This window comes from Cyclobacterium plantarum (assembly GCF_011290685.1).
GTDB lineage: Bacteria > Bacteroidota > Bacteroidia > Cytophagales > Cyclobacteriaceae > Cyclobacterium > Cyclobacterium plantarum.
The window spans coordinates 98,464-122,810 of the sequence record NZ_JAANYN010000007.1; the positions used below are offsets into that span (position 1 = coordinate 98,464).

Sequence of the window (24,347 nt, forward strand, 5' to 3'; positions counted from 1 at the left end):
AGCCTAATCTATAGCCAATAAAAACATTATACATCTAATCAATACGCATTGAAATTTTTAATAGAGGTATTTTTTTTACCTAATTTAAAGAGTCTATACATTTTTTTTACGATTTTAGGGGTAATAAATACCCAAATACCAATATTAAGCCTAAAATGTATTGATAAATCAGTTTTGATTTTATAATTTTGAAAAAAATAAATTTTTAATCGTAGAATCATTAATAAAACATTAACCCTGTTAGTAAAATGAAAAAAATTGAAGCTTTAATTAGAACTTCGAAATTTGAGGAAATTCATAAATGCCTATCGAGTCTGGGTGTTAAATTTCTTACATTTTTCGAAGTAAAAGGTATGGGTCTTCAACATGCCAAAATGCAAACCTATAGAGGGGTAGCCTATGAACCCACCTTTATTCCAAGAACAAAACTTGAAATAGTGGTGCCCGATGAAATGGAAGAAGATGTCATCAATTGTATACTCAAAGAGGGTAAAACGGGCGAAATTGGAGACGGTAAAATATTTGTCTATGAGGTAGGCAAAGCTTTTAGGATCAGGAATGACGACACCGGAGAAAGTGCCCTGTAGTCAAAACAAAAGCCTATCATCAACCAAATTTTATTCCAACTTATAAAATCATATACAAATGAATCAGGAATTATTTACCGTTAATAACCTATGGATCATGGTGGCCACCATTTTGGTTTTCATCATGCACCTGGGATTTGCAGCCTTGGAGGCCGGACTGACCAGGGCAAAAAATACTGTCAATATTTTATTTAAAAACACCATCATCCCGGCCCTGGGATTGATTACCTATGCATTTATTGGCTTCAACCTCATGTACCCTGGAGAAGCCTTTTCAGGAGGAGTATTTGGAATTGCTGGTCTGGGAATAAGTCTTCCGGAAGGGGGAAACACCTCGGCTTACAATGAAGGATATACCTTTTTTACAGATTTTATCTTCCAGGCAATGTTTGCAGCTACGGCAGCTACCATTGTTTCAGGAGCAGTTGCAGAAAGGATCAAGCTGGGTCCATTTATCTTCTTTTCCCTTTTATATGTAGGTATATGCTATCCCATAGTTGGCATGTGGAAATGGGGAGGTGGATTTCTGGATACCCTGGCAACACCTTTTTATGACTTCGCAGGATCTACCATTGTTCACTCCGTGGGAGGCTGGGGTGCTTTGATAGGCGCTTATTTGCTGGGGCCAAGAATAGGGAAATACAAGGACGGGAAAACCAACGCCATACCAGGTCACAATCTCCCCTTGGCCACCTTTGGTGTGTTTTTGCTTTGGTTTGGATGGTTTGGTTTCAATGGAGGTTCTGTATTATCAGCAGACCCCGGTGCCGTCTCTCTTGTTTTTGTAACCACTGCATTGGCAGCAGCCGCAGGGGCATTTGGTGCCCTTTTGGCCTCTTATTTGAAATTCAAGGCTTACGATATCACCATGGTACTCAATGGAATACTGGCTGGTTTGGTGAGTATTACCGCTGGTGCCGACCTTATGTCTCCGACGGATGCCGTAATTATTGGCTTTATTGGCGGTATTTTGGTTGTGTTTGGTGTGGTTCTTTTTGACAAAATCAAAATCGACGACCCTGTTGGTGCGATCTCTGTACACCTGATTTGTGGGATATGGGGTACGCTTGCGGTAGGAATTTTTGGAGATTTGTCAGGCGGATCTCAGATTTTATCTCAGCTTGTCGGGATATTTTCCATAGGCGCATTTTGTGTATTATTTAGTTTCCTGGTATTCTTTGTCCTCAAGAAAACCGTTGGTATACGCGTGGATGAACGGGAAGAAATCGAAGGACTGGACATCAATGAACATGGCATGCATGCTTATCCTGATTTCGCTACCAAAGAATAGTTTCCAGCATTAAGCACTGTAAAATAAAAAAAAGAGGCAGTTAAGACTGCCTCTTTTTTTTATTTTACGGAAATGCTTTATGAAAAAAAGTAGCATTTCCCGAAATATTTTAGACTGAATTTTAAGCCTTGGAATGATGATTTATTATCAAATTAGGCTGAACTCAGGCAAAGGAAATGATCCTATGCTCAAGCGTTTCAATCCGAATTCGGTCCTCTATCTTTTCTTCTTCATAGGGTTTGGGCCTGTAGATGTGCCTCTGGCTGGTAATTGCTGTTTGAACATTTCAAATCTGGAAGGCTGGAATTGTCTCGGCCAGTAGTTGTTGCCTTCGTCTATATCGGCCGTTTCCCGGTAAGGGTCCAAAATGATCTGGGTGACTACTTTCTCTTTGGCAAATACTTTACTGACCTCATATTCATCCAGGCGCCAAATCTGTGCGGGAATTCTTTCAACTTCTGAACTACCATCTTCGTACTGAAATTCAAGGATGATGGGCATGACCAGGCCCCCAATGTTTTCAAAACTGATTTCATAGAAATTCAATCCGCTTTCCAGCATGCCCCTCTCATTGCTGCTGAGACCATTGATAAAATCGTTATATGCTTTTTCATCCTCAGGTCCTACAGTAAACCTGTCATAACTGTTGTAAAAATCGGCTGCTTTGGGGTCTTTTTCCACAAAGGTCTCTGGAATGGCTGTGGCATTCCGTGTTTTTGAAATGTAAGACTCCTCCCGCTCATAGGCTTCCCGCTGATCCGCTTTTACCTCCACTGGTTTTTTACTGTCAATTTTATACCATTTCACATCCTGAATGGCCATATCCACAGGGTCGGTACCATAAAACCAACCTCTCCAAAACCAGTCCAGGTCAACGGCAGAAGCGTCTTCAAGCGTCCTGAATAAATCATCGGGAGTAGGATGCTTGAACATCCACCTTTGTGCGTAAGTCTTAAATGCATGATCAAACAACTCCCTGCCCATTACTGTCTCCCGAAGGATATTCAAAGCAGTAGCCGGTTTGGCATAAGCATTGGGTCCAAATTGGATGATATTTTCAGAATTGGTCATGATTGGTTCCAGCAGGTGTTTTTCGCTACTCATGTATGGGGCAATCTTGTGAGCAGGCCCCCTTCTGGAAGGATAATTCCGCTCCCACTCCTGTTCCGCCAAAAACTGCATAAAGGTATTTAGTCCTTCATCCATCCAGGTCCATTGCCTTTCATCGGAATTCACGATCATTGGAAAGAAGTTGTGCCCTACCTCATGAATGATTACCGAAATCATTCCATATTTTATGGCCGCCGTATAGGTTCCATCACTATCTGGCCTGCCATAATTGAAACAAATCATGGGGTATTCCATGCCATTGGTGGCCTCCACCGAGATAGCTACCGGATAAGGGTAATCAAAAGTTCGGGAAGAATACGATTTCAAAGTGTGAGCCACTACCCGGGTGGAATACTGCTCCCATAGTGGATTGGCCTCCTTGGCATAATAAGACATGGCCATCACATCTTTTCCTCCCAATTTTACTGCCATAGCATCCCAGATAAACTTACGAGAAGATGTCCAGGCAAAATCCCGGACATTATCGGCATGATAAACCCATGTCTTTTTTGCTGTGGATTTGCCTTTTTCAAGTTTCTCGGCTTCTCCCTGCGTGCGGATGACCACCGGCTCATCGTAGGAGGATTTGGCTTGATTCCATCTTTCCATTTCTTTGCTGCTGAGCACCTCTTCCGGATTTTGCAATACCCCTGTGGCCCCGACCATATGGTCTGCAGGTACGGTTATGGCCACTTCATAATCTCCAAATACAAGCGCAAACTCACCCCTGCCTACAAACTGCTTGTTTTGCCAACCTTCAAAATCAGAATACACTGCCATGCGTGGAAACCATTCCGACATGGTGTATAGATAGTTGCCATCCCCTTCGAAATACTCATATCCAGGTCTTCCACCTATAAAACTCATCCTGTCATGGATGTTAAAACTCCACTCAATATGAAAAGTAAAACTCTCACCGGGCATTAATGGACGTGCCAAATCCAATCGCATCATGGTGTGATTGACAGTGGAAGGAATTTCATTGCCCTGATCATCAAGAACAGAATAAATCTTCAGGCCCAGGTCCATGTCGTGCCAGATGATATCCTGCAACTGCCCCAAGCTCATTTTTGGCTGAATGCTATTGCTGGATATTTTCGGGGTTTCGGAATCACTATCCCGCTGATTTTGATCCAATTGTAACCAAAGGTAGTCCAGTGGGTCAGGCGATTGGTTGTAATAGGTTACTTTCTCTTTGCCCCGAATGGATTGATTGTCATCATTTAACTCTACCTCAATCTCATAATCTGCTTTTTGCTGCCAATATTGATGACCTGGGGCGCCTGAAGCGGTCCGGTATACATTGGGAGACCTAAGCATTGGCCCCAGTTGTTCAAAGCGATTGCCATGTCGTTGTTCATCGACCTGAGCCAGAATTGTCCCTGGCAACAGGATAATGGACAGAAAGAGGTAGCGTATGTTTTTCATAGGTTTTAGTTTATCCAATAGAACTTTAAATTAACCAATTCTTTCATTCTGGAATGAAATTTAATAAATAAAGCTTTAAATAATGGCTTTGGTTTTCAAAATTTAGGATTTTCTACCAATATTTGTTTTCAAGAATCATCATGGTGGCCATTCCTAAAATAATAGAAGAGATAACCAGCACCCATTCTTTTCGACTTACGCCAAAAATGCCCACTATCAAAGAGGCGGCAATTAAAAACAGAACAACAATGACCAATTGACCTACTTCCAGGCCGATGTTAAAAGCAAGCAATGGCTGAAATATAGATTGCTCTCTCCCCAAAAGCGAGCGCAGATAATTGGAAAATCCCAAGCCATGGATCAGTCCGAAAAACAAAGCAAACAAGTAATTGAGCTGCAGCCCCCCGCCTCCCGAAGGCCTGGGTTTGAGGATATTGCTAAATGCAGTAATCGCAATGGTTACCGGGATTAAAAATTCGACCAGGTCGGAATTTATCCTTACCAATTCCAGGGTCGCCAGTGCAAGGGTCAGTGAGTGTCCGATGGTAAAAGCGGTGACCAAAACGACGATTTTCCCCCAATCCCGCAACATGTAAATCACGGCAAGGGAAATGACAAAAAGAATGTGGTCAAAACCTTTCAGATCAAGAATATGTTGGATTCCCAGATTAAAATACAACTGAAATTGACTCATAGGATTGGTAAATGTTTTACTTTTGGTTTGAAAATTTTGTTGTAATATTAATGCATATTTTACAGATTAAACAAAAATCCTCTTCCTAAATGCTTGCAATACATTTATTGATGGCACTGCTTACCTATTGGCCAGGCGCACATCCATTCTATATCAGCCTCACCGACATGGTATACAATGACACAAACCAGACCATTGAAATCGCCCAAAAGATTTTTTGGGATGATTTGGAGGTTGCCTTAACCAATATGAGCGGAAATCAGGTCAACTTCCTATCGCCAAATAGACCCGATGTATTGGAATCCCAAATAGAAAAATACATTTTGACCCATAACACCTTGATTATCAAAGGAGACACGCTGAACATCACTTATTTGGGCCATGAGATTGAAGCAGAGGCTGCCTGGTTTTATATGGAATCGGAGAAAATTACGGCTCCGGAGCAGGTGACCATTTACAATAATATCCTGATCGATGATTTCCCGCAACAACAAAATATTGTGAATTTTTATAAGGACCGGAAACCCAAAAGCCTGATCACCAGAAAAGAGAAAACTTCGGGTGTTTTGAAGCTGGATTAAGCATTAGAAAGACAGCCGGTTAGCCATCCGATAAATAACCAAAAAGGGTCAATAAAGAAAAAACCATCCACTGGGAAAAGTGGATGGTTTTTTTATGCTTATAACTGAGTTCGGATTAAGATCGTCAATAAAAACCAATTGAATCTTCACTGCGAACCCTTTGTCGTAGGTATAGGCGCTGGGAAAGGGTGTGGCAGTCTCGTTTGGTCGGAGATTCCCACGGCTTTCACCGCTCAAAACCCTCTCTAAGCCTCGGAATGACGGTTTTTTAACAAAATTAAGTTGAACTCAGGTTAATAAAATTCTAATTGTATCCATCATTCTGAACCAATTCAGGATTGATGTCCAATTCTCTTTGTGGAATAGGCAAAATGGTTTTGTCCTGCCCTGCCTGAGAAGCAGCAAAATGATCATCTTCTTCAGGACGGAGGGCCCTTCCATACCTCAAAAGGTCCATTCTCCTATGGCCTTCAAAAGCCAATTCTTTCCTTCTTTCTTCCAGAATAAAATCCACAAAATCCTCCGTTCCGGAAAAATCTCCGGCCGCAACCTCAGCCAATCCAGCCCTCTCTCTCAACTGGTTGATCAGGTCCAGGGATTCCGTATTTACGCCCTCAAGTTGCGCAAGTGCTTCTGCCCTGTTTAATACCACTTCTGTAGTCCGGATAATAGGAGAATTGTCGGAATTATTGATCGCATCCGGGAACTTGGTGGTATAGATACGCTCATTGTCCCCTTCTTTTGAAATTTCTGTCAGCCTGCGGTCATCAGCATCGTACGCTTCCAACAGGTATTCAGAAAAAGGAGCATCTCCTCTGGCGCCGTCTTCCGCCGGGTTATAATAAGATGCCCAACCACCAGAACCTGTTCGTCCGTTGTCTATCTCTGAATTTTGAATGGAGAAAACATATTCCTGGTTATTTTCTCCCCAGAACCCATAATTCGGGGCCAATCCATATAAAGTTTCATCATCCAAAACAAGCTGAGCTCTGTCAGCCGCCTGTTGCCACTCGCCGCGATACAGGTGAACCCTGGATAGCAGTGCATTAGCTGCTCCCTGAGTAGCTCTGCCTCTGGTAAAAGAAGCCGAAGCATACGATTCGGGTAAATCTGAAACTGCGGTAGTAAGGTCCTCCAAAATAAAAGCATGCACCTCTCCCACTGTGCTTCTTGGGTAGCCCACAATTTCACCGGTAAAGGCATCTGAAACGATTGGAATTCCTGGGGAGGTTTCTCCCTGCTGAATGGGCTGAGCAAACAAGTTTACCATTTGAAACATCAGCAATGCCCGCATAAATTTAGCTTCTGCTACAAATTGAGCTCGTTCCTCAGCGGTGAGCGATTCATCCGGGGAATCAGGAGTAAATTCAATTACCGCATTTGCCGCCAATATGGCCCTGTAATGTCTTCTCCAAAGATCCCTGATAGTCGTATTGTCCGATTGAGTAGCATATAACCGGATATCCTGTAAGGTGGGAAAAGATCCAATAAAATCTACATTGTCTGCCTGAAAATCAGAGATCACATGGGGCAATGAACCAAATACCTCAAATTCCTGAGACAAAGAGTATACACCCAATAACGATCCTTCCACTGCCTGCCTGTCGGCAAAAGCCAATTCCGTAGATAGGGATTGTTGGGGATCGATCTGCAAATCCTCGCAAGAAGCCAGGCTTACGCCAAGCAATCCCATGAATAGTATTTTTGTTAAATTTTTCATGTCAAAATTATTTTTAGAATCCTAAAGAAACACCCAGGGTTACTGATTTGGCCTGTGCCGGAGTAAAGAAGGATTCTCCCTGTCGCTGGTTATTGTCCCCTCCGTCATTGACCTCAGGTTCCAGGCCATCTTCCAGGTTGGAAATGGTCAGGAAGTTTTGCAACATCCCATATACCCTGGCACTTCGGATGATTTTCGTATTTTCCAACAGCGTGGATGGGATATTGTAGCTAAGAGAAAGATTTCTCAACCGGATATGATCACCCTTTCGGAGATGAAGCGTAGAGCGCTGACCAAAACTGGATTGGGTATCACCATTTAACCTGGGAGCAAAGCTATTTCTATTGTCTTCCGTCCAGTAATTCAGCAATTGAGGATCCAGGTTAAAACTGTTCAGGTTATTGGGATTGTATAAGAACCGAAGGTCATCATACATGATGTGGTTTCCTTCCACAAAGGTAATCAAGGCAGAAAGCCGCAGCCCTTTGTAAGAAAAGGTATTGGTTATTCCACCTGAAACCCTGGGAATAGCTGATCCCACAATCACCCGGTCGTTGGCACTGTAAGTAGTGGTAGGCTCTCCATCTTTGGTCAACCACTCCGCCTCGCCGGTTTCCGGATTGATTCCATTATACCGAACCAGGTAAAAGGTGTTTACCGGGTGGCCTTCTATGGCCCGCTGGCTGGCAGAGCCCTCAACGAATCTTCTGCCTTCATTGTCTTCAGATGCACCGGGTAGTTCCAGCACTTCATTCTTCAGGAAGCCCATATTCAGGGTGGTACTCCACTCAAATGAAGGAGTCTTCAGGTTCACTGACCTGATCATCAAATCAACCCCCCTGTTCCGCATGGTACCTGCATTTTGGGTCAAGCTGGCATAACCTGTAGTGTAAGGAATGGGCACATCCAGCAGCAAGCCTTTGGTATCCTTGTTCCAAAAAGAGGTTTCTATCTCCAGGCGGTTATCCAACAAGGCCGCATTTACAGTTACATCAAATTGAGCCGATTCCTCCCATCCAAGCAGCGGATTGGCAGGTTGACTTGGAAAAATCCCGGGACTACCCGCATAATCGCCAAGGGTACCTGCCTCGTATAATCCCAGGGATTCAAAATTACTGATCCTGTCATTACCTGAGGTACCATAACTGGTGTTTATTTTCAGGTAGTCCAAAAAGCTGTTGTTCTGTAAAAATTCTTCCTCTGAAAGAATCCAGCCAGCAGAAAGTGCCCAAAAATTACCATAGCGGTTATCAGCACCAAATCGGGAAGAACCATCTCTTCTGGCACTACCTTCAAATAGGAACTTATCATCAAAGCGGTAATTGAACCTGGCAAAATAGGAGGCCAGCCGCCAGTTGGTACCTGTAGAACTGGTAATAGTAGGAGTAGCTGCGGAAGCCACATTGGGCAATCTGTCGCTCACAAACCCGGACCCTTCTACTGTCATGCTGGCAAAATCTGCCTGTTCATAGGAATAACCGAGTAAACCCGCCACGTAATGGGGGCCGAAATATTTTTCATAATTCAGCGTATTGGTAGACAACCATTTGTAATCCTGAATAATTCTCTTGTAACCACTCCCTGTAGGCTCCACAATATCAGGAAATCTGAAAGTTTCTTCTGTCTGAATTTGATCAATTCCCCAGTCTGTTTTGAAAGTCAGCTCAGGTAAAATGTCCAATTCAAAAAACGTATTGGCAGTAGTCCTGCGGGTAATATAATCCGTGATGGCCAGGTCTTCGATGGCCAACAGATTGGGAATAAAACCCAAACGCGAATAATTCCCATTGTCATCATAAGGCCTGGTATAGGGCAGATGAAGGAAGGCAGAAGTCAGCGGAGCATAGGTACTGTTATCGGAATAAATCCGGTCATTATCGGTTTTTGCCAAACCAATATTCGCTCCAATTCTTGCCTTCTCAGAAAACTTATGGGTCATGTTCAGGCGTCCGTTAAACCTGTCCAGTTCATTTCCCAGGGCATAGGTATCCTGGTTGAAATAGGTACCGGAAATAAAATAGGTGGTACTTTCACTTCCTCCGGAAGCACTCAGGTTTAAGTTGGATATGGACCCTTGCTGAATGACAGCATCCGGCCAGTCAAATCCCTGCTGCGGGAAGTCACTGGCAGGGGTTTCCTCCCGTAGGGAACGATACTGATTGTATTGCTGTAGCGACATGTAAGGCCTTACAGTGGTGGGGGTTTGTACTCCCTGATAATAGTCCACATTGATCCTGGATTGCCCAGACTTTCCTTTTTTGGTTTCGATAAGGATTACCCCATTGGCACCCCTTGAACCATAGATTGCAACAGCCGAAGCATCCTTAAGGACAGAAATGGATTCAATCTCGTTGGGGTTCAATTCCATTAAAGGGTTCAGGGCTATAGCACCTGAAGTATTGGAATAATCCGAACTGCTGCCATCATTCAACGGCACTCCATCAACAACAAACAGGGGGGAGCCTCCAGCTGTAAGAGAAGCGACTCCACGAATCCGAATATTTTGTTGTGCACCACCTACACCGGAAGTCCCGGTCAGTTGCACACCCGCTGCCTGACCCTGCAGGGCTTCCTGGGCGGTGAATATAGGCATGCCTTCAATTTGGGAATTGTCCAGAGAGGAGATACTCTGCACCGACAACCTGGAAGACTGGGTACCATATCCAACTACCACAACTTCTCCCAGGGTAGTGACATCTGGCGTTAGCAATACATTAATCTGGCTTCTGTTGCCGATACTGATTTCCTGGGTATTGAACCCAACAAAACTATACAGCAACACATCTGATCCTTCAGGAACCGTTAAGGAATAAGAACCATCAATATCGGTAATGGTCCCTACCATGGTTCCTTTTACGCTTACATTTACACCAGGTATCCCCGCTGGCTCTTCTTCGGAGGTAACCCTTCCGGTCACCGTCCTGTCTTGAGCGAAAACGGAGATTACCCCTAGCATGGTGCATGCCAAGCCAAGTAAAACTCGTTTCATTGTAGTAAATAGATTAAGGTTTTTAACAATTTTAATAATACAAAATTCCATCAATTTATTTATAAAACAAAATAATAACAAATAGATAATCGTATAAAAGGTGTAAAAAATTTTGTAAATACACCTTAAAGGAAAATCTGTGTTTTCATAGACCTTGAATACAATAGAATAATATTCATTGAATATTCATTTTTCACTTATTAAACTATTTTATATTTTTATTCAGATATTTTATATAATTTTATTTGTTTTAAATTAAAAAAAACCTTGAATCAGTCAAATGAAAATATAAATGTTACATCTAAAAATCAATATTTTATTTTATTTTTTGACGTTTTACAAAATATAAATAATAAAATGAGAATCCGAATTGTTATTGATTTCGGAAGAAAACAGAATTTAATTAGAGCAAGGCGCATTAAATCAAAATATAATAATTTTAAAAAAAAATAACTTTTTATTAAAAAAGGGTTCATACCCGCCTATAACATTAAGGATGAAAACCTTAGGGCATAAATTAATTCAAAAAAGTTATTTAAGTAAATTAAAATTATTTTTTATTTCCCAATTAGATGTTGTTTTTTTTAATAAGGACACCTGATTTATTTCAACATGGTACCTGCTAACTTTCGATTTTAAGAACTCAAGTACTTCCTCAAATTGGTGTTTTTTGATGTCTTTAAAGGCAAGGGTAAGGTGGGGGGTATAATTCAAATCGCTCAGTTCAATATGCTGCCCCAGATTTCTTTTTCCATAGGAGATAAGGCGCTGCTGCAGGCCCAATAGTTCCGGAGGGTATTTTACCCTGAAAAAAGCTACCCTGTTGCCAAAATTACCTATACCAGAAAGGGACAAACTAAACCCTTTTTCTTCTTGAAAGAAGCCTTCCAGTTTACGCTCCAATACAGCTTCTTTATTCTCATTATACAAAAAGGGCATTTTTAAAGTAATGTGGGGAGGGGATTTCAGTGCATATTTTACCCCAAATTCCTCTTTTAACAACCATTTCAATCGGGTGATTTCCTGTCTTACCGGTTCCTGAGGAACCAACGCAATAAAATATTTCCCCATTGTTTTAGGCATTTTCTTCTTTGATTAACTGCAACTTCCCATTTCGAATGGATAAGCAGCCTTGATTGCTAAATAGTTTTTCGAAAAAAACTTTAAAAGACGCTGCCAATAGGTTAAATTCATCATTTTAATCCACATTTACAATATAATCAGGCACCAGAAAAAGGGAATTATCCATGAATCAATTCAAAAAAGTTATGGTGGGACTTGACTTATCTCATTTGGATGAGATATTGATTGCCCAAACAAAATCACTATCCAGCATATTGGATATTGAAAAAATATATTTTGTCCATGTCTCCAAAAACCTCATTTTACCGGAGCAAGTATCCCAAGCCTATCCTGATTTAATAGCCCCCATAGATGAAACCATTAAAACGGAAATCCGGCATGAAATAGAAAAGGTAGATCAGGCTTTAAGTGTGCCCTACGAAATCCTTGTAAAGGAAGGAAACGCCCAGGACACCATGCTGCGATGGAGCAAAATAAAAGATATCGATCTTTTGGTGCTGGGACGAAAAAAAGTTAAATCCTTGTCGGATTCCCTGGTTAATAATCTGGCCCAGAAATATCCGCACCCTGTACTTTTGCTTCCTGAAAATGAGCAAATCCTGGAAATAAAAAACATTTTATTACCCATTGATTTCTCCAACCACTCCAGGGTAAGCATCCTTTTGGCAAGGGAAATTATAGAGAAAACCAATGGAAAAATCCAATGTTGCCACCTCTATGAGGTACCTAAAGGCTACAGCAAGACTGGAAAATCTTTTGATGAATTCAATGCCATTATGCTTGAAAATGCAAAGGCAGATTATTCCAATTTTCTCCGGCAAAACAAACTGCCTGAAATACCCTGTACTTTCATTCTAAAACAAAAGAAAGATGAGGCAGACAATATCATGAAGCAGGCCAAATTAAATCAAACGGATCTTTTGATCATTGGTAGCAGGGGAAGGACAAAATCAGCTGCGATTCTACTGGGAAGTGTGGCCGAAAAACTGGTAAGCAGCAACCATGAAGTACCCATGCTGGTCATGAAAGAAGATGGCGAAAACATGAGCTTCTTTGAGGCTCTTTTCAAGATCTAAAACCTAAATTTTCCGAAAGTAAAATGCCGCCTGATCACCCCTGGATAAGGCATTGAGCGATTTTGCCTTGCTTTCCAGCTCCCAGGCATCCACTGCAGCAGATGAATGAAGATCATTTTTGCCATGGAGGGTTTGGCCCTCCTGGTATTTTTTACTCCCCCAAAACTGAAAAGCAGTACTATCAAAGTCAATATGAAAAAGTTCCAATCCATGGCGTTCTGCCAATATTTTCATGGCGGCCAGACTGGGAATAAAATAATGCCTGGGTGCATCAAGTTGTACCCAGTTTTCCCTAAAAACTGACCAGGCTTCACCATCTGCAACAGGCACCCGGATCAAAAGCCTCCCGGAAGGGTTCAATAAGCCGGCTATCTTCCCAAAGGCGGCATCCGGATCTTTCATGTGTTCAAAAGCATGGTGCAGCATGATCACATCAAAGGTACTCCCGATATCAAAGAGATTTTTTTTATAGATATGCAAAGACCTGCTGACCTGGACCGAATCTTTAATAAATGGATCAAAACCTGACAAATGACGGTATCCTGAGGCATAAAGCTCATATAGCAACTGCCCGTTTCCGCAGCCAATATCCGCAATGGTATCCCTTTTACCCGCACCAAGCCTATCCAGCCAGCTGCCATAAATGGGTTTGAGAAAAGACATTCCTGATTTCAGGTAGAGCCAGAATCTGAATTGCTTCATCAAACGTACCTGCAAACTCGAGTAGGATAAGCCGGAGAAAGAATAATAAGCTTTTGGATAATAGGAAGCCATGTCTTCGGGAGGGTCAAGCTGCTGAATGGTCCCGCAATGGCTACATTGGACATATGGAAATTGATCTTTCATACCAAACATCATTTCCTTTACCTGATAAACCTGCCCATGGCTTTCCTGGTAACAAACCAAACATTTAAAACGCGCCATTAATACACCTCATCTCTGCGGGCAATCAATTCACCCATGGTTTTGAACACAATAGTCAGGTCCAGAAAAATGGACCAGTTTCTGATATAAAAATAGTCTAACCTGACCCTGGAGCGGATTTGCCAGTGATGGGAAACCTCCCCACGATAGCCCAATACCTGTGCCAGGCCGGTAATTCCCGGTTTGATACGGTGCCGGTTATCGTATTTATGGATTTGTTTCTTAAAAACCTGATTCATCGGGACAGTATGCGGCCTGGGACCGACAACAGACATTTCCCCCTTCAGCACATTGATGAACTGAGGCAGTTCGTCCAATGAAAACCTGCGTAAAAAAGCACCCGTCTTGGTCACCCTGGGATCATCTTTTACCGCCTGATGGGTATCTGCCCAGGGATTCTCCAACATGGTTCGGAATTTGATGCAGTCAAACACCTTATTATTAACACCTGTCCTTTGTTGAAAAAAGAAAACGGGGCCATTCGTCTCCAGCTTAATTAACAAGGCCAGCAAAGGGGTAAGCCAACTCAATAAAAAAACCAAAACGAATAAAGCAAAACAAACATCAAAGACACGTTTAAAGAGTCTGTTTCCCCATCTATCCAATGGGATTTCATTAAGGTTTACGACTACAAAGCTCCCGTACCTGCTAAAGCTCAGGGCTTTGTTCCATTGCAGTTGTGATCCGGGAATGATCTTTACCTTGATGTGGTTTTCATCTGAATGATCCACAATTTTCCTCAACAAACCAGCTGAAACATCCTGTCCCAGGTAAACCAAATCAATGGCTCCTTGCCGTGCCTCCTTGAAAAAAGAGTCTATATCACCCAGTACATCTTCTCCTTTTCGACTGTTATCGTAAAAACCCAGAAACTTGATGCCCAGGGCTTTCCTGGCCATCAAGGTATGGGCCAACCTGGCACTCCAATCATCCTTACCAACGATAACTGCCTTCCTGTAATTCCTACCGCTCATCCGGTACCGCCTCAGGGAAATATGTACGGCGATTCTGAAAAATGCCAGAAAGGAAAGGGCCGATACGTAAATATAAAAACTGATTTTTTGGTCAGAAGGCGCAATAACTTGCTCTCTGATCAAAAAGAATATCAATATCGCCCATAAAAAAGAATTCGAAAAATGCTTCAGCGTATCTGCATACACAGCCGTACGGGCAAGTTTATAATCCTTCCTGAGTAGTACCAACAATACCCAGATTATTCCCAACAAAGCAGATTCAATAATCAGACCAGGTACAATCCTTGGATTGTAGCCTGAAAAAATCAATAAAATTGCAATTCCCCCAAACAATACAATGAGTTCCATAAGGACGAACAGCCAAGGGAAATACTTATAAAAACGTTTTGCCATGTATCAAAAAAATATAACCACAGCAAACAGGCTGTTATTTTTTGGTTTGGTATGTGTGGGATAAGCTATCCGCATTGGAGTCCTTAATTTTGGAATAATATGCTTTCAAATTTTTGATATTCGGGTCAAAGTAATCAACTTTGCCCCAAAATTATAAATTTATGGCCATTCAGCCATACATCCATGAAAAAATGCTTAAAAATGACAGTGGGAATACAAACCGGTTAGTTATTTTTAGAGCCTAATTCATTGAAATGAAAAAAAAAATAAAGACACTTTTTGCTCCCTCTGATGAACCCCGATCCATTGGAGGTAAATTCCGGTTGCGCCGGTTTAGATTTTTTGAAGAGAAATTTTTGGAAACCTTTGAAGGCCAGGAAAAAATAAAAATTCTGGACGTGGGAGGAACGGAAAATTTTTGGACCAACCATAATTTTATCCTGCCAGAACGGGTCAGCATAACGCTATTAAACCTTGAAAAAGAAAAAACCAGGCTACAAAATGTAAGTAGTCTTTCCGGGAATGCAACTGATTTATCCCAATTCAAAGACAATTCCTTTGACCTGGTATTCTCAAATTCAGTGATAGAACACTTGCATACTTTCGAAAACCAGGAAAAAATGGCCCGGGAAATCCTGCGGGTGGGGAAAAACCATTTTGTACAAACCCCCAATAAATATTTCTTTCTGGAACCACACTATGCCCTGCCATTATTTCAATTTTTCCCCAGCTCAATTGCTTTTTTGGTTTTAACCAAAACCAAGCTAAGCCGGATGCAAAAGTGGGAACCAGAGTTTGCAAAAGCCTATTTAAATGAAATCAGACTGCTATCTTTACGTGAAATGAAAGGCTTGTTTCCCCAATCGCAGATTTATTTTGAGAAAGTCTTTGGGATGAACAAGTCCTTCGTATTCCATACCCTTGGAGCAAAAAAAGACCCGGCTTAGCCGGGTCTTTTTTCAATAATTGATTTCTACCAAACTTTCTTTGATTTTCCGTTTACACAGCGATTTGAATAAGTTCTCATATTGGTCTGTAACCGCATCCCAATTGTACTTTTGTGTCAGGCCTTCTCTGGAATGAGTCCTGAGGTATTCCATTTCATCGGGTGATTTCTCCGCTTTATCAATAATTTTTACAACGGCAGAGGCTTCTTTATCGAAATACCAGCCATATTTACCTTTTTGCAGCATTTCTTTATTGAACCTGGTGTCCATGGCCAGAATGGCACAGCCAAATCCCAGGGCCTTTAACATGGCAGGATTGGTGCCTCCATATTCGTGCCCGTGAAAGTAGGCATAACAATTATGATACAAGGCCGCCAGTTGTTCCTGGTCTCTAACATAGCCAGTGAAAACCAGACGCTTGTCCTGAATGCTTTTCATTTTTTGGGCAAATCTGTCATGGTAAGGCACATCGCCCACAATGACGAGTTTTCGCTTGGAATTGGACCTTACAAAGCCATCTACAATCAAATCCGCATTGTTGTCAGGAATCAAACGCCCAACAATTAAAAAATAAGATTCTTTTTGCAGGTTCCAGGTTTCTATCAAACTGCTGTCTGACGAGACGTTGGGATTAGCTCCATAGGCAATCATCTTAGAAGGAGCATTGAATTTTTCCAGGTAGATTTTTTCCATCTCATCCGAATCCGTGATCAGCTGATCGTAAAGCTTGGTGGCCAGCCTGGAAGCAAAGAGATAATACCTGGCCCCTAAACCTTTCCACTTGGGCCGCAACCACTCCAGTCCATCTACATTGATGGCAGATGGTTTTCCAAAGATTTTGGTGAGAATTCCAAATGGTCCATTGGCACTGTTTACTACAAATACCACGTCCACTTTGGAAAAACATACGTGAATCATAGAGAGCAGTGAATTGGTCAACTGGCTCAGCGATTTGGTTTCCACACAGGGGACATAGACCAGATTAATGCCATTGACCCGTTTGGGTTTTTGCTCAAACAATGGCGCATGACAATAGACGGTAACTTCAATGCCTCTTTGTACAAGTCGTTCTCCCATTTCTTTCACAAATGTCTCATACCCTCCGTAAACGTAGGGATATCCCCTTGTACCTACAATCGCCACATGCAAGGGCTTACTGTTTTTTGACATACTGTATTTATTTACTTATCAAGAAAAAATTTTTGTTATTTTCTTACCATAAGCCGGTAATGAAAAGTTTTCTAAAACACTCCTTCTGGCATTTAACCCTATATTTTGAATTTGGTTTATATTATTCACCAACTTTCCCACTTTCCTGGCAGCGGCTGCAGCATTATCCCAGGGTATATGATAGCCAGATTTTCCTTCCTCAATCATTTCCAGAGCACCTCCATGAGCAGTGGCAAACACAGGTTTGGCAGCAGCCATTGCTTCCAAAACAACGGTAGGAAAAGGATCCGGTAAAGTCGAGGGAAGAATAAAAATATCAATGGTAGCCAACACCTGGGAAATGTTTTTCCTAAAACCTAAATTATAAATTTTATCTTTAAATGTCTTTTCCAAAATCTTTTGTTCTAACCCGTCAAACAAGCACTCTTCACCTGGGAATGCATCTCCAACCAAAAGAAAATGTAAATCTAAAAACTTTTTGTTTAATTCTTCTGAAATCTCCAAAAAGTATTCCTGACCTTTCCAGCTGTTCACCCTGCCTATCATACCTATGACACATGCGTCTTTCGGAATGCCCAGCTCTTCCCTTAAATCTTTTGTCTCGTAAAGATAAGGATTATAATCTATCCCGTTATACACCAAATGCAGTTTATTACCAGATATGTACTTCTCCCAGTGGACTTTAACAGCCTGAGAGACCACAATCACCTTATCTGATCCATTTTCAACCATTTTACCCATCATGGAAGCAAACCAGGCCGGTTTGCCTATGATTTCATGAAGGTGCCATATGTGGATATATTTTTTCTTTTTAGCCAGCAAAGCCCCCACCCAGACTGCTGCTGTATTCGAATAAACATGGGTAATACCATTGGCATCAGCCAGCGCTGCAAGTGCCTTGTACGCTTTCAACATCACTTTTGACCGGTTTAATAAGCCCCTGGAATTAAAATACTTTCTTCTGATTACGCCAAGCCGAATGAATTCCACCCTAATCCCCAATTCCTGCAATTGCCCGGACAAAGGCCCTTCTTCTGAAAGTACTACAATCACCTCAATGCCATTTTGCTGTAAAATGGACGCTGTCAATAAAAAAATCTTACTGGCACCATATACATCAGAAGATCCATGCAGCATCAACACCTTGCTATTTTTCATTTGCTTGCTCATATACGCAAATTCAATCTCTTCCAGATTTCTTTAGGGCATAAATTGCTCCCAGATGTCCTCCATGATCAGTGAACTCAATATGTACCTGCTTTGAATAACAGGAAAACAATTCGAATAATTTTTGAGGGGAATAATGGTTCATCTGCATGACCGGCTCGGAACATAACCTGCGGTGTTTCAAACTGGAATAAATAAAATTGTAGGGTTGAAATTTGGTACGGAGGAAAAAATTTGTGTATGTCTTCCAGGGCAGGCGGTGGCCAAAGGTTACCTGCACCTGCACAATCCCATTCTCCCTGGTGATTTCCAACAATTGACGCAATAACCCCATCCCTTTCCGGAATTCTATATGCTGGAACACGATATAAGCGTTGACAAAATCAAAAGCAGGGATTCCTTCCAGGTCCTTTCCATTATAGGTTTTGAAATGCAGGTTGTGCAATCCCATGGAATCCCTGTGCGCATTTGCCCTTGCTATGATGTCTTCGGAAATATCCAAACCCCAAACTTCTTGTCGGGTCAATTTTGCAAAGGGTATGGCCAATCTTCCCACCCCGCATCCAAAATCCAGGATATTGCCCTGTGCAATATCTACTCCCATCCATTCACTGATTCGTTTTCGGCTTTCTGCTACATATACTTCACCCGTTTCAAAAAACTCCTTCAGACGCTCTTCCGAAAGGCCTTCCATCCGGTATTTTTCATCCGAAAGCACGCCATAGTAGGGGTCTTTTTCTCCCCATTTCTTCCAATTGCTAATTGATTCCGACATTACCTTGTTTTAATTACCTTGGCGGGATTTCCAGCTACCACACTATAAGGAGGCACATCCCTTGTCACAATGCTGCCTGCCGCCACCACGGACCCCTTGCCTATGGTTACACCTGCAAGGATAACTGCATGGGAGGCAATCCAGCAATCGTCTTCAATAATGACAAAAGAACGGTCAACACCCTGCTCAATCATGGGCCTGCCGGTATCTTTAAATACATGGTTCTCCGAATAAATACTTACTCTGGGTGACATCATGACATTGTTTCCAATTTCTATGTATCCCGAACAGCCGATGTAGGCATAAGGCCCGATGCTGGAATGATCCCCCACCTTTAACCCCAGGCCTGGTTCTCCGCCATACAGGTTGGTGGGGCGAATAATCGCATATGAACCCACCGTAACCTTATCTCCAAAAACGATCCCCTTTTGGGACAAACAGTTGATTTCACAGTGATCCTGAGCGACAAAATTTTTGCCCACCGTAAAATACCGGGCCTGACGAATGCTGACTCCCTTTCCAATCAAAAGCAGCCCTCTGGCAGATTTCATTCGCCACCTCAACCACAAGCCCCTTACCCACCAAATTCCCATCCTGCACAAAACGGCCAAAACCGATATACTGTCCCATCCCGGTCCGAAACGATCCGATAAATCCATACCGGATATTCTGGAAATAACTTTTCCGGCAAAATTACCCATGAAGTATCCTTTTGAAATATTCCTGCAAAGATAGAAAAAACTTTTCCCCGGAAAATTGCTCCAGCCTTTGTGTACCCAATGCAGCAAGCTTCTCCCTTAATTTCTCATCTCCGGCCAGGAGCTTCAGGGCTTTTGCAAAATCTTCCGGAAGAAAGGATTTGCTACAACAAACCGCAGGACCACCGACTTCCTGCAGGGCACCCTGAGGCCCTATGATTACCGGAAGACCATAAGCAAAAGCTTCCAATACAGGAAGACCAAAGCCTTCATTCCGGGATGGAAAAACATAGGCCAAAGCATTTTGGTAGTATTTTGACAAGGTATCCTGCGACACATACCCAGGTAAAATCACCTTTTTCTCCAGCCCCAGTTCTTTTATTTGTTCCATCATTTCATCGAATGCATCCAAAGTAGCCCTTGGAGCCCTTTGCCCTACCAACACCAGCTGGTAATCTTTATCCGCCTGCTCTGAAAAGAGTGCAAAAGCTTTGATCAATGTGTTGAGATTTTTCCTTTTTTCCATTACCCCTACATGCAAAAAATAGGGCTTTGTCTGAGGAGAAGCTACATGGGCATTCCTGCTACGGTGAGGCATATCCAGACCAGTAGGAATGGCGGTAATGGGCTGTGCACTTTTCAAATATTGTGCGATTTGGCTTTTTGCAAAATGGCTTACCGTAAGGATATGGGCACCCTTTTGAACACTTTTGGTCAATAGATACAGGTAAATCTTTCTCCACAAAGGATGGTAGTGCCCTGGACTCTCCCAAAAAAAAGCATCATGGATCACAGAAACCCGTTCACCCCTGCTTCCTAATGGCGAAAGAAAATCAGGAGAGAAAACCAAATCTGATTTAAACCAATAACTCAATACTGGCAAAACGATCAATTTATGTGAAAAATACCTGAGTTGAAACAGCCAGTTTTTCCACCTTGCAGTTTTGCCTTTAAAAAATGACTGATTCCTTAATTTTCCGGGGGAAGGATAAACGATAAACTGAAAGGTCTCCCCCCGGTAAGATTCAATCTGATCGAGCAAACTTTCGATATAAGTCTTGATACCGGTCTGGGCCAGGCGCAGAAAAAAAATATCCACCAGAATGATTTTTCTTTTCTCCTTCATCAGCTGCTTAATTGTACCGTCTGACTGTCTTTGCTGCTAAAAAGCCCGTTATAGGCTGTAAGGGTGTACCCCATCATCCACCAGGTGGTAAGTGAAACATAGGCATACAACTCGGCATTTGCCGTAAACAATGGCAACAAAAGACCAAATTTAGTAGTTGCTGCCACAAAAGCTACTCTGGCTACACTGCTATCCCTGCTGTGCCTGAAAACAAGAAGGCTTTTGTAAATCCCAATGCCCAAAACAAGGATATACAGCATCATTCCCAATACGCCCAACTGCACTCCGTAGATTAAAAATTGGTTTTCCCCACCTACCCGGACTTCATCTTCCACGCTTCCCGTATTGCCGCTCATGGCCAAACCCAGACCTTCAGGGTTGGCTATCATGGCATCCAGGGCCAAAAACCACTCCACCAAGTGACCTACACTGGAAGCATTTTGAAAGGTGATGGTATCATAAACGAAGTAGTAAAAATCCTCGGAAGCAAAATACAGTACATAAATAAAGAAAAGGAACAACATCATAGCACCCAGGGCCAATAGGCGGTACAACCTGAATACCAGGGCAACGAAAAACAACATCACAAAGAAGGCACCGAAAGCGGCCCGGGAAGCGGAAAAAAACAAACTTCCCAATGCTGCTGCCATAACCAGTAAATAAAACCAGCTCTCTGCTCTGTTCCTGCTGAGGTACCAGATCAATCCTGTGGCAAAGGCCAGCAAGCTTGAACTGGCCATCTCCAGTGGATCTGAGAAAAAAGAAGCCAGACGCATTCCAGTGGTCTGGGTTTCAAATGTCCAGGACAAGCCGTAATTACCAGAAGGTGCTATGTCGTTAATGGCAAAATTGAAAAGCGCATATCCTGTCAGGTTTTGAAAATGGATGCCTATGACTGTTTCCACCACATTCAGGCAAAAAGCAGCAATAGCTATCACCATAATGCATTTAAATACCAGGTCGATTTTTCGGGAATCAAAATGGGTGTTTCTACCCAGAAAATAAAAAGCTCCTATGAGCAGCGTATTCTTAAGATAAAGCAGTTTATTCAAAAAAGTGGCTTCGCCCAGCGGTAAAAACAAATAAATGGTGGCCAAACCAAAAAAAGCCATAAACAGTTTATCTACTGTATTTAGCCTGAAAGGGTATAACCAGAAATCCTTTTGGTAAAACAAAAAACCCAGCAATGCCATCAAAAGGAGCAACTCTTTAACATATTGGAACAGCGCTACCACAACTTCCGAACCGGTAGCCTGATAGACTATGCTCAAAATGGAAATATAAAAAGGCAGAAAAAGAATCATGAAGAAAATGATGAATTCCCATTCTCCCTCAAACACTATTTTCTTGATTGTCACATAAAGCAACATCGAGACATACACCACCACCAATAAAAATAAAATATAGGCCATCATGCTTCCTTCTTCAATAAGGTATTCATTCCTGCCATAAGCCCATCCAAAATCGCTTTGCGTTTCAATTTGCGGTTTTTTACAGTAAAATGGACCAGCATCAAACCAAATATCAGGAAATGAACCGGCCAGGACAACCAGGTTATGGGATGCCTGCAATATTTCCGCAACTGGAAAATCTGGTTCCTTACATTTAGAAAATGAACTTTGGGGCTCAAAAAGCCTTCATTTCCTTTATTTTTGCTTTTGGATGCCGCTCCAGCTTCATGATAAATGATTGACCCTGGATGGACTTTAAGCAAATAGCCGGCTTTCCTCATCCGAAGCGACCAGTCCACATCTTCGAAATAAGCAAAATACCTTTCATCCAAAAGACCTATTTCCTCCAAAACGGACGACCTTACCAAAATGGCGCAACCAGTAATCCAATCGGTGAGATAGGGAGCATTTCCTTTTGGTTTAAGTTTGGTCTGGGAAAAACCAATCCAGGAATGGTACCTGCCACCCGCATTCCAAAGGACATTCTTGTCATTCAGGAAATAAATCAAGGGTTGAATGGCGGCAGTCCGACTGCTGGCTTCCATTTCCTCCAGCAGGGGTTCCCAAAAGCCGGGCGCTATTTCTGTGTCGTTGTTTAGCAACATGATATAGCGATACCCTTGGTTAACCGCCAAACGCATGCCTACGTTATTTCCTCCGGTAAAGCCCAGGTTTTGTTGATTTTGCAGCAGCTGAACAGTAGGAAAATGTTCTGCTATGGACTTGGGAGAGCCATCTTCAGATCCATTATCCACAAGGATAACATCTTCCATAGGAAAACCAGCTTCCTGAAGAGATTGAAGACAAGCCCGGGTATATACCCAGCCATTCCAATTAAGTATGATGATGGCGGCCGAACAGGACATTGTAAAATTCAATTATTGCTTGAGGCTGGTGTTTGTAAAGCAAATAGGAAGTGCTGATATAGGCTACCAATTCAGTGGAAATTAGTGCCAATGCCAGACCGGTTCCCCCAAATACCTTTGCGAGAAAAATGGCCGCTAGCAACATGTACAAGCAAAAAACCCATGTAGCATGCAAAAGAATTACCTTTTGGTCCATTGCCAGAATAACCAACATGTTGCCAATATTCAAGGCAGCCAGGAAAGGTAAAAAAGCCAAAATCTTAAGAAACAAAACCGATTCCTCCAACACATTTCCAGCCATTACCTTAATGATAAAGGGTGCCAGATAAAATACAGTCAGGCTGATAAGCAGGTTGAGCAACAATGATGACCACTGGACTTTTTTCAAGAACGGATAAAATTTTTCGGGCTCATTGGCAAAAAGCACGCTTGCCCTGGGATAGGCTGACTGGGTAATCAGGGCAGGTGCTATCCGCAAAACCATGCCTATACGTTCGGCCATCCCATATAGCCCCAAAATCTGAGCAGAAGCGAAAAAACTCAGAATGATCACACCCCCATTTACAGCAACATGAGCTGTCAAAGAAGAGAAAAAAAGTTGAATATTCTTCCTCCATGAATTCCAAATATGGGAGAATTTTGGCCATGAAATCTGAATGTTCATTCCAAAACAGATATAAACAATTAAACCCAGATTAGCTATTAAAGCCGTTGAGCCCAATAAGAAATTGGCCAAAAAACTATCTGAGGGCTCTTTGATAAATGCTGTCAATAACAACAGGTAAACCAGCTTGCTGAAAATATTGGCTATAGAAACCCAATGAAGGCTTTCTCTTCCCTGAAAGAACCAGACCAGGGTAGTGGCCTCAGCAAACAATAAAATTGTAGACCAGCACAGTATCACCCAATAGTCCCCAAAAAAGCCGAAAATAAAACCCAGGATTGCAATCATCAAGAAAGCAAACAGGGCCAGGGTCAGTTTACTCCAAAGAATTTCGGAAAAACGCTCACCCATAACCGAAACACTCCCCCCGCTCAAGGCAATGTCTCTGGGACCGCTGAGGTTATAGCCATAACTTACCATCACATTAAAAAGTAAGATTACAGAAAAGGAGAGATTTACCAAACCAAATTCAGCCACACCTATGGAGCGGATCAGCAAGGGCATGGCCAGCAAGGAAACCAGGATATTGGAAGACTGGATCAGGAAGAGAAAAAAGAAATTCCTGATAGACTTGTGTCTGATAAAAGAAAGAAAAGAAAGCTGTTTGATTCTTTCAAGCATAGAAAAAAGGCA

The 24,347-nt window shown here is 42.2% G+C and carries 20 protein-coding genes; 5 read left to right on the plus strand and 15 right to left on the minus strand.

Translation table 11 applies throughout. From position 1 onward, the window contains the following. The first annotated feature begins 248 nt into the window (after nucleotides 1-248). Together G9Q97_RS16600 and G9Q97_RS16605 are read left to right on the plus strand one after the other, a co-directional pair. A complete protein-coding gene (locus G9Q97_RS16600; RefSeq protein ID WP_166148821.1) occupies nucleotides 249-587 on the plus strand; it encodes a P-II family nitrogen regulator in 339 nt (112 codons plus the stop codon). A 58-nt stretch (nucleotides 588-645) separates the two neighbouring features. Beyond that, the gene (locus tag G9Q97_RS16605; RefSeq protein WP_166148823.1) at nucleotides 646-1,878 is read left to right on the plus strand and encodes an ammonium transporter; all 1,233 of its coding nucleotides are present in this window, start codon (nucleotides 646-648) and stop codon (nucleotides 1,876-1,878) included. 216 nt (nucleotides 1,879-2,094) lie between these two features. On the opposite strand, the gene G9Q97_RS16610 is transcribed toward G9Q97_RS16605, so the two are convergent. Both G9Q97_RS16610 and G9Q97_RS16615 read right to left on the minus strand, forming a co-directional pair. Continuing rightward, complete coding sequence (locus G9Q97_RS16610; protein ID WP_166148825.1) at nucleotides 2,095-4,416, minus strand: M1 family metallopeptidase; 2,322 nt, start codon at nucleotides 4,414-4,416, stop codon at nucleotides 2,095-2,097. A 112-nt stretch (nucleotides 4,417-4,528) separates the two neighbouring features. Continuing rightward, on the minus strand, nucleotides 4,529-5,110 hold the full coding sequence (locus tag G9Q97_RS16615) for a HupE/UreJ family protein (RefSeq protein WP_166148827.1): 582 nt from the start codon (nucleotides 5,108-5,110) through the stop codon (nucleotides 4,529-4,531). A gap of 89 nt (nucleotides 5,111-5,199) precedes the next feature. Here G9Q97_RS16615 and G9Q97_RS16620 point away from each other — a divergent pair, with 89 nt between their 5' ends. Further along, nucleotides 5,200-5,691, plus strand: a complete 492-nt coding sequence (locus G9Q97_RS16620; protein ID WP_166148829.1) for a DUF6702 family protein — start codon at nucleotides 5,200-5,202, stop codon at nucleotides 5,689-5,691. 304 nt (nucleotides 5,692-5,995) lie between these two features. Here the strand turns inward: G9Q97_RS16620 and G9Q97_RS16625 are convergent, their stop codons facing one another. From G9Q97_RS16625 to G9Q97_RS16635, 3 genes are all read right to left on the minus strand, one after another. Further along, entirely contained in the window at nucleotides 5,996-7,411 is a 1,416-nt protein-coding gene (locus G9Q97_RS16625) for a RagB/SusD family nutrient uptake outer membrane protein (RefSeq protein ID WP_166148831.1), read from the minus strand. A 13-nt stretch (nucleotides 7,412-7,424) separates the two neighbouring features. Beyond that, complete coding sequence (locus tag G9Q97_RS16630) at nucleotides 7,425-10,400, minus strand: SusC/RagA family TonB-linked outer membrane protein (RefSeq protein WP_246255760.1); 2,976 nt, start codon at nucleotides 10,398-10,400, stop codon at nucleotides 7,425-7,427. A 531-nt stretch (nucleotides 10,401-10,931) separates the two neighbouring features. Beyond that, nucleotides 10,932-11,483 carry a 2'-5' RNA ligase family protein gene (locus tag G9Q97_RS16635; RefSeq protein ID WP_166148833.1) on the minus strand — a complete coding sequence of 184 codons (552 nt, stop codon included), beginning with the start codon at nucleotides 11,481-11,483 and terminating at the stop codon, nucleotides 10,932-10,934. Between the two features lie 164 nt (nucleotides 11,484-11,647). On the opposite strand from G9Q97_RS16635, the gene G9Q97_RS16640 reads away from it, so the two are divergent. After that, nucleotides 11,648-12,559 (plus strand): universal stress protein, encoded by a 912-nt coding sequence (locus tag G9Q97_RS16640; protein ID WP_166148835.1) that lies wholly within the window; start codon nucleotides 11,648-11,650, stop codon nucleotides 12,557-12,559. A 3-nt stretch (nucleotides 12,560-12,562) separates the two neighbouring features. Here the strand turns inward: G9Q97_RS16640 and G9Q97_RS16645 are convergent, their stop codons facing one another. Together G9Q97_RS16645 and G9Q97_RS16650 are read right to left on the minus strand one after the other, a co-directional pair. Further along, nucleotides 12,563-13,405, minus strand: a complete 843-nt coding sequence (locus G9Q97_RS16645; RefSeq protein ID WP_166148836.1) for a class I SAM-dependent methyltransferase — start codon at nucleotides 13,403-13,405, stop codon at nucleotides 12,563-12,565. Nucleotides 13,406-13,482: 77 nt separating this feature from the next. After that, entirely contained in the window at nucleotides 13,483-14,850 is a 1,368-nt protein-coding gene (locus G9Q97_RS16650; RefSeq protein WP_166148847.1) for an exopolysaccharide biosynthesis polyprenyl glycosylphosphotransferase, read from the minus strand. Between the two features lie 254 nt (nucleotides 14,851-15,104). Between G9Q97_RS16650 and G9Q97_RS16655 the strand changes: the two genes are divergently transcribed. After that, nucleotides 15,105-15,797, plus strand: a complete 693-nt coding sequence (locus G9Q97_RS16655; RefSeq protein ID WP_166148849.1) for a methyltransferase domain-containing protein — start codon at nucleotides 15,105-15,107, stop codon at nucleotides 15,795-15,797. 12 nt (nucleotides 15,798-15,809) lie between these two features. On the opposite strand, the gene G9Q97_RS16660 is transcribed toward G9Q97_RS16655, so the two are convergent. The 8 genes from G9Q97_RS16660 to G9Q97_RS16695 are packed head-to-tail and all read right to left on the minus strand — an operon-like array spanning nucleotide 15,810 to nucleotide 24,335. Continuing rightward, nucleotides 15,810-16,967, minus strand: coding sequence for a DUF1972 domain-containing protein (locus G9Q97_RS16660; RefSeq protein WP_166148851.1), 1,158 nt, complete (start codon nucleotides 16,965-16,967; stop codon nucleotides 15,810-15,812). Nucleotides 16,968-16,985: 18 nt separating this feature from the next. Continuing rightward, entirely contained in the window at nucleotides 16,986-18,125 is a 1,140-nt protein-coding gene (locus tag G9Q97_RS16665) for a glycosyltransferase family 4 protein (RefSeq protein ID WP_246255761.1), read from the minus strand. Nucleotides 18,126-18,147: 22 nt separating this feature from the next. Continuing rightward, nucleotides 18,148-18,909, minus strand: a complete 762-nt coding sequence (locus G9Q97_RS16670) for a class I SAM-dependent methyltransferase (RefSeq protein ID WP_166148855.1) — start codon at nucleotides 18,907-18,909, stop codon at nucleotides 18,148-18,150. After that, nucleotides 18,909-19,610, minus strand: a complete 702-nt coding sequence (locus G9Q97_RS16675) for an acyltransferase (RefSeq protein WP_166148857.1) — start codon at nucleotides 19,608-19,610, stop codon at nucleotides 18,909-18,911. The genes G9Q97_RS16670 and G9Q97_RS16675 overlap by 1 nt, the downstream gene beginning before the upstream one ends. Further along, nucleotides 19,603-20,733, minus strand: a complete 1,131-nt coding sequence (locus tag G9Q97_RS16680) for a glycosyltransferase family 4 protein (protein ID WP_246255762.1) — start codon at nucleotides 20,731-20,733, stop codon at nucleotides 19,603-19,605. Before G9Q97_RS16680 ends, G9Q97_RS16675 begins: the two co-directional genes overlap by 8 nt. Beyond that, complete coding sequence (locus G9Q97_RS16685; protein ID WP_317168772.1) at nucleotides 20,733-22,148, minus strand: O-antigen ligase domain-containing protein; 1,416 nt, start codon at nucleotides 22,146-22,148, stop codon at nucleotides 20,733-20,735. The genes G9Q97_RS16680 and G9Q97_RS16685 overlap by 1 nt, the downstream gene beginning before the upstream one ends. After that, on the minus strand, nucleotides 22,145-23,050 hold the full coding sequence (locus G9Q97_RS16690; RefSeq protein WP_166148859.1) for a glycosyltransferase family 2 protein: 906 nt from the start codon (nucleotides 23,048-23,050) through the stop codon (nucleotides 22,145-22,147). The genes G9Q97_RS16685 and G9Q97_RS16690 overlap by 4 nt, the downstream gene beginning before the upstream one ends. Next, nucleotides 23,019-24,335 carry an oligosaccharide flippase family protein gene (locus tag G9Q97_RS16695; RefSeq protein ID WP_166148861.1) on the minus strand — a complete coding sequence of 439 codons (1,317 nt, stop codon included), beginning with the start codon at nucleotides 24,333-24,335 and terminating at the stop codon, nucleotides 23,019-23,021. Before G9Q97_RS16695 ends, G9Q97_RS16690 begins: the two co-directional genes overlap by 32 nt. Between the last annotated feature and the right edge of the window lie 12 nt (nucleotides 24,336-24,347).

Coding starts and splice junctions, on each gene's coding strand:
- G9Q97_RS16600 (WP_166148821.1), top strand. CDS start 249: ATGAAAAAAATTGAAGCTTTAATTAGAACTTCGAAATTTGAGGAAATT.
- G9Q97_RS16605 (WP_166148823.1), top strand. CDS start 646: ATGAATCAGGAATTATTTACCGTTAATAACCTATGGATCATGGTGGCC.
- G9Q97_RS16610 (WP_166148825.1), bottom strand. CDS start 4,416: ATGAAAAACATACGCTACCTCTTTCTGTCCATTATCCTGTTGCCAGGG.
- G9Q97_RS16615 (WP_166148827.1), bottom strand. CDS start 5,110: ATGAGTCAATTTCAGTTGTATTTTAATCTGGGAATCCAACATATTCTT.
- G9Q97_RS16620 (WP_166148829.1), top strand. CDS start 5,200: ATGCTTGCAATACATTTATTGATGGCACTGCTTACCTATTGGCCAGGC.
- G9Q97_RS16625 (WP_166148831.1), bottom strand. CDS start 7,411: ATGAAAAATTTAACAAAAATACTATTCATGGGATTGCTTGGCGTAAGC.
- G9Q97_RS16630 (WP_246255760.1), bottom strand. CDS start 10,400: ATGAAACGAGTTTTACTTGGCTTGGCATGCACCATGCTAGGGGTAATC.
- G9Q97_RS16635 (WP_166148833.1), bottom strand. CDS start 11,483: ATGCCTAAAACAATGGGGAAATATTTTATTGCGTTGGTTCCTCAGGAA.
- G9Q97_RS16640 (WP_166148835.1), top strand. CDS start 11,648: ATGAATCAATTCAAAAAAGTTATGGTGGGACTTGACTTATCTCATTTG.
- G9Q97_RS16645 (WP_166148836.1), bottom strand. CDS start 13,405: ATGAAAGATCAATTTCCATATGTCCAATGTAGCCATTGCGGGACCATT.
- G9Q97_RS16650 (WP_166148847.1), bottom strand. CDS start 14,850: ATGGCAAAACGTTTTTATAAGTATTTCCCTTGGCTGTTCGTCCTTATG.
- G9Q97_RS16655 (WP_166148849.1), top strand. CDS start 15,105: ATGAAAAAAAAAATAAAGACACTTTTTGCTCCCTCTGATGAACCCCGA.
- G9Q97_RS16660 (WP_166148851.1), bottom strand. CDS start 16,967: ATGTCAAAAAACAGTAAGCCCTTGCATGTGGCGATTGTAGGTACAAGG.
- G9Q97_RS16665 (WP_246255761.1), bottom strand. CDS start 18,125: ATGAAAAATAGCAAGGTGTTGATGCTGCATGGATCTTCTGATGTATAT.
- G9Q97_RS16670 (WP_166148855.1), bottom strand. CDS start 18,909: ATGTCGGAATCAATTAGCAATTGGAAGAAATGGGGAGAAAAAGACCCC.
- G9Q97_RS16675 (WP_166148857.1), bottom strand. CDS start 19,610: ATGGGTAATTTTGCCGGAAAAGTTATTTCCAGAATATCCGGTATGGAT.
- G9Q97_RS16680 (WP_246255762.1), bottom strand. CDS start 20,733: ATGAAGGAGAAAAGAAAAATCATTCTGGTGGATATTTTTTTTCTGCGC.
- G9Q97_RS16685 (WP_317168772.1), bottom strand. CDS start 22,148: ATGATGGCCTATATTTTATTTTTATTGGTGGTGGTGTATGTCTCGATG.
- G9Q97_RS16690 (WP_166148859.1), bottom strand. CDS start 23,050: ATGTCCTGTTCGGCCGCCATCATCATACTTAATTGGAATGGCTGGGTA.
- G9Q97_RS16695 (WP_166148861.1), bottom strand. CDS start 24,335: ATGCTTGAAAGAATCAAACAGCTTTCTTTTCTTTCTTTTATCAGACAC.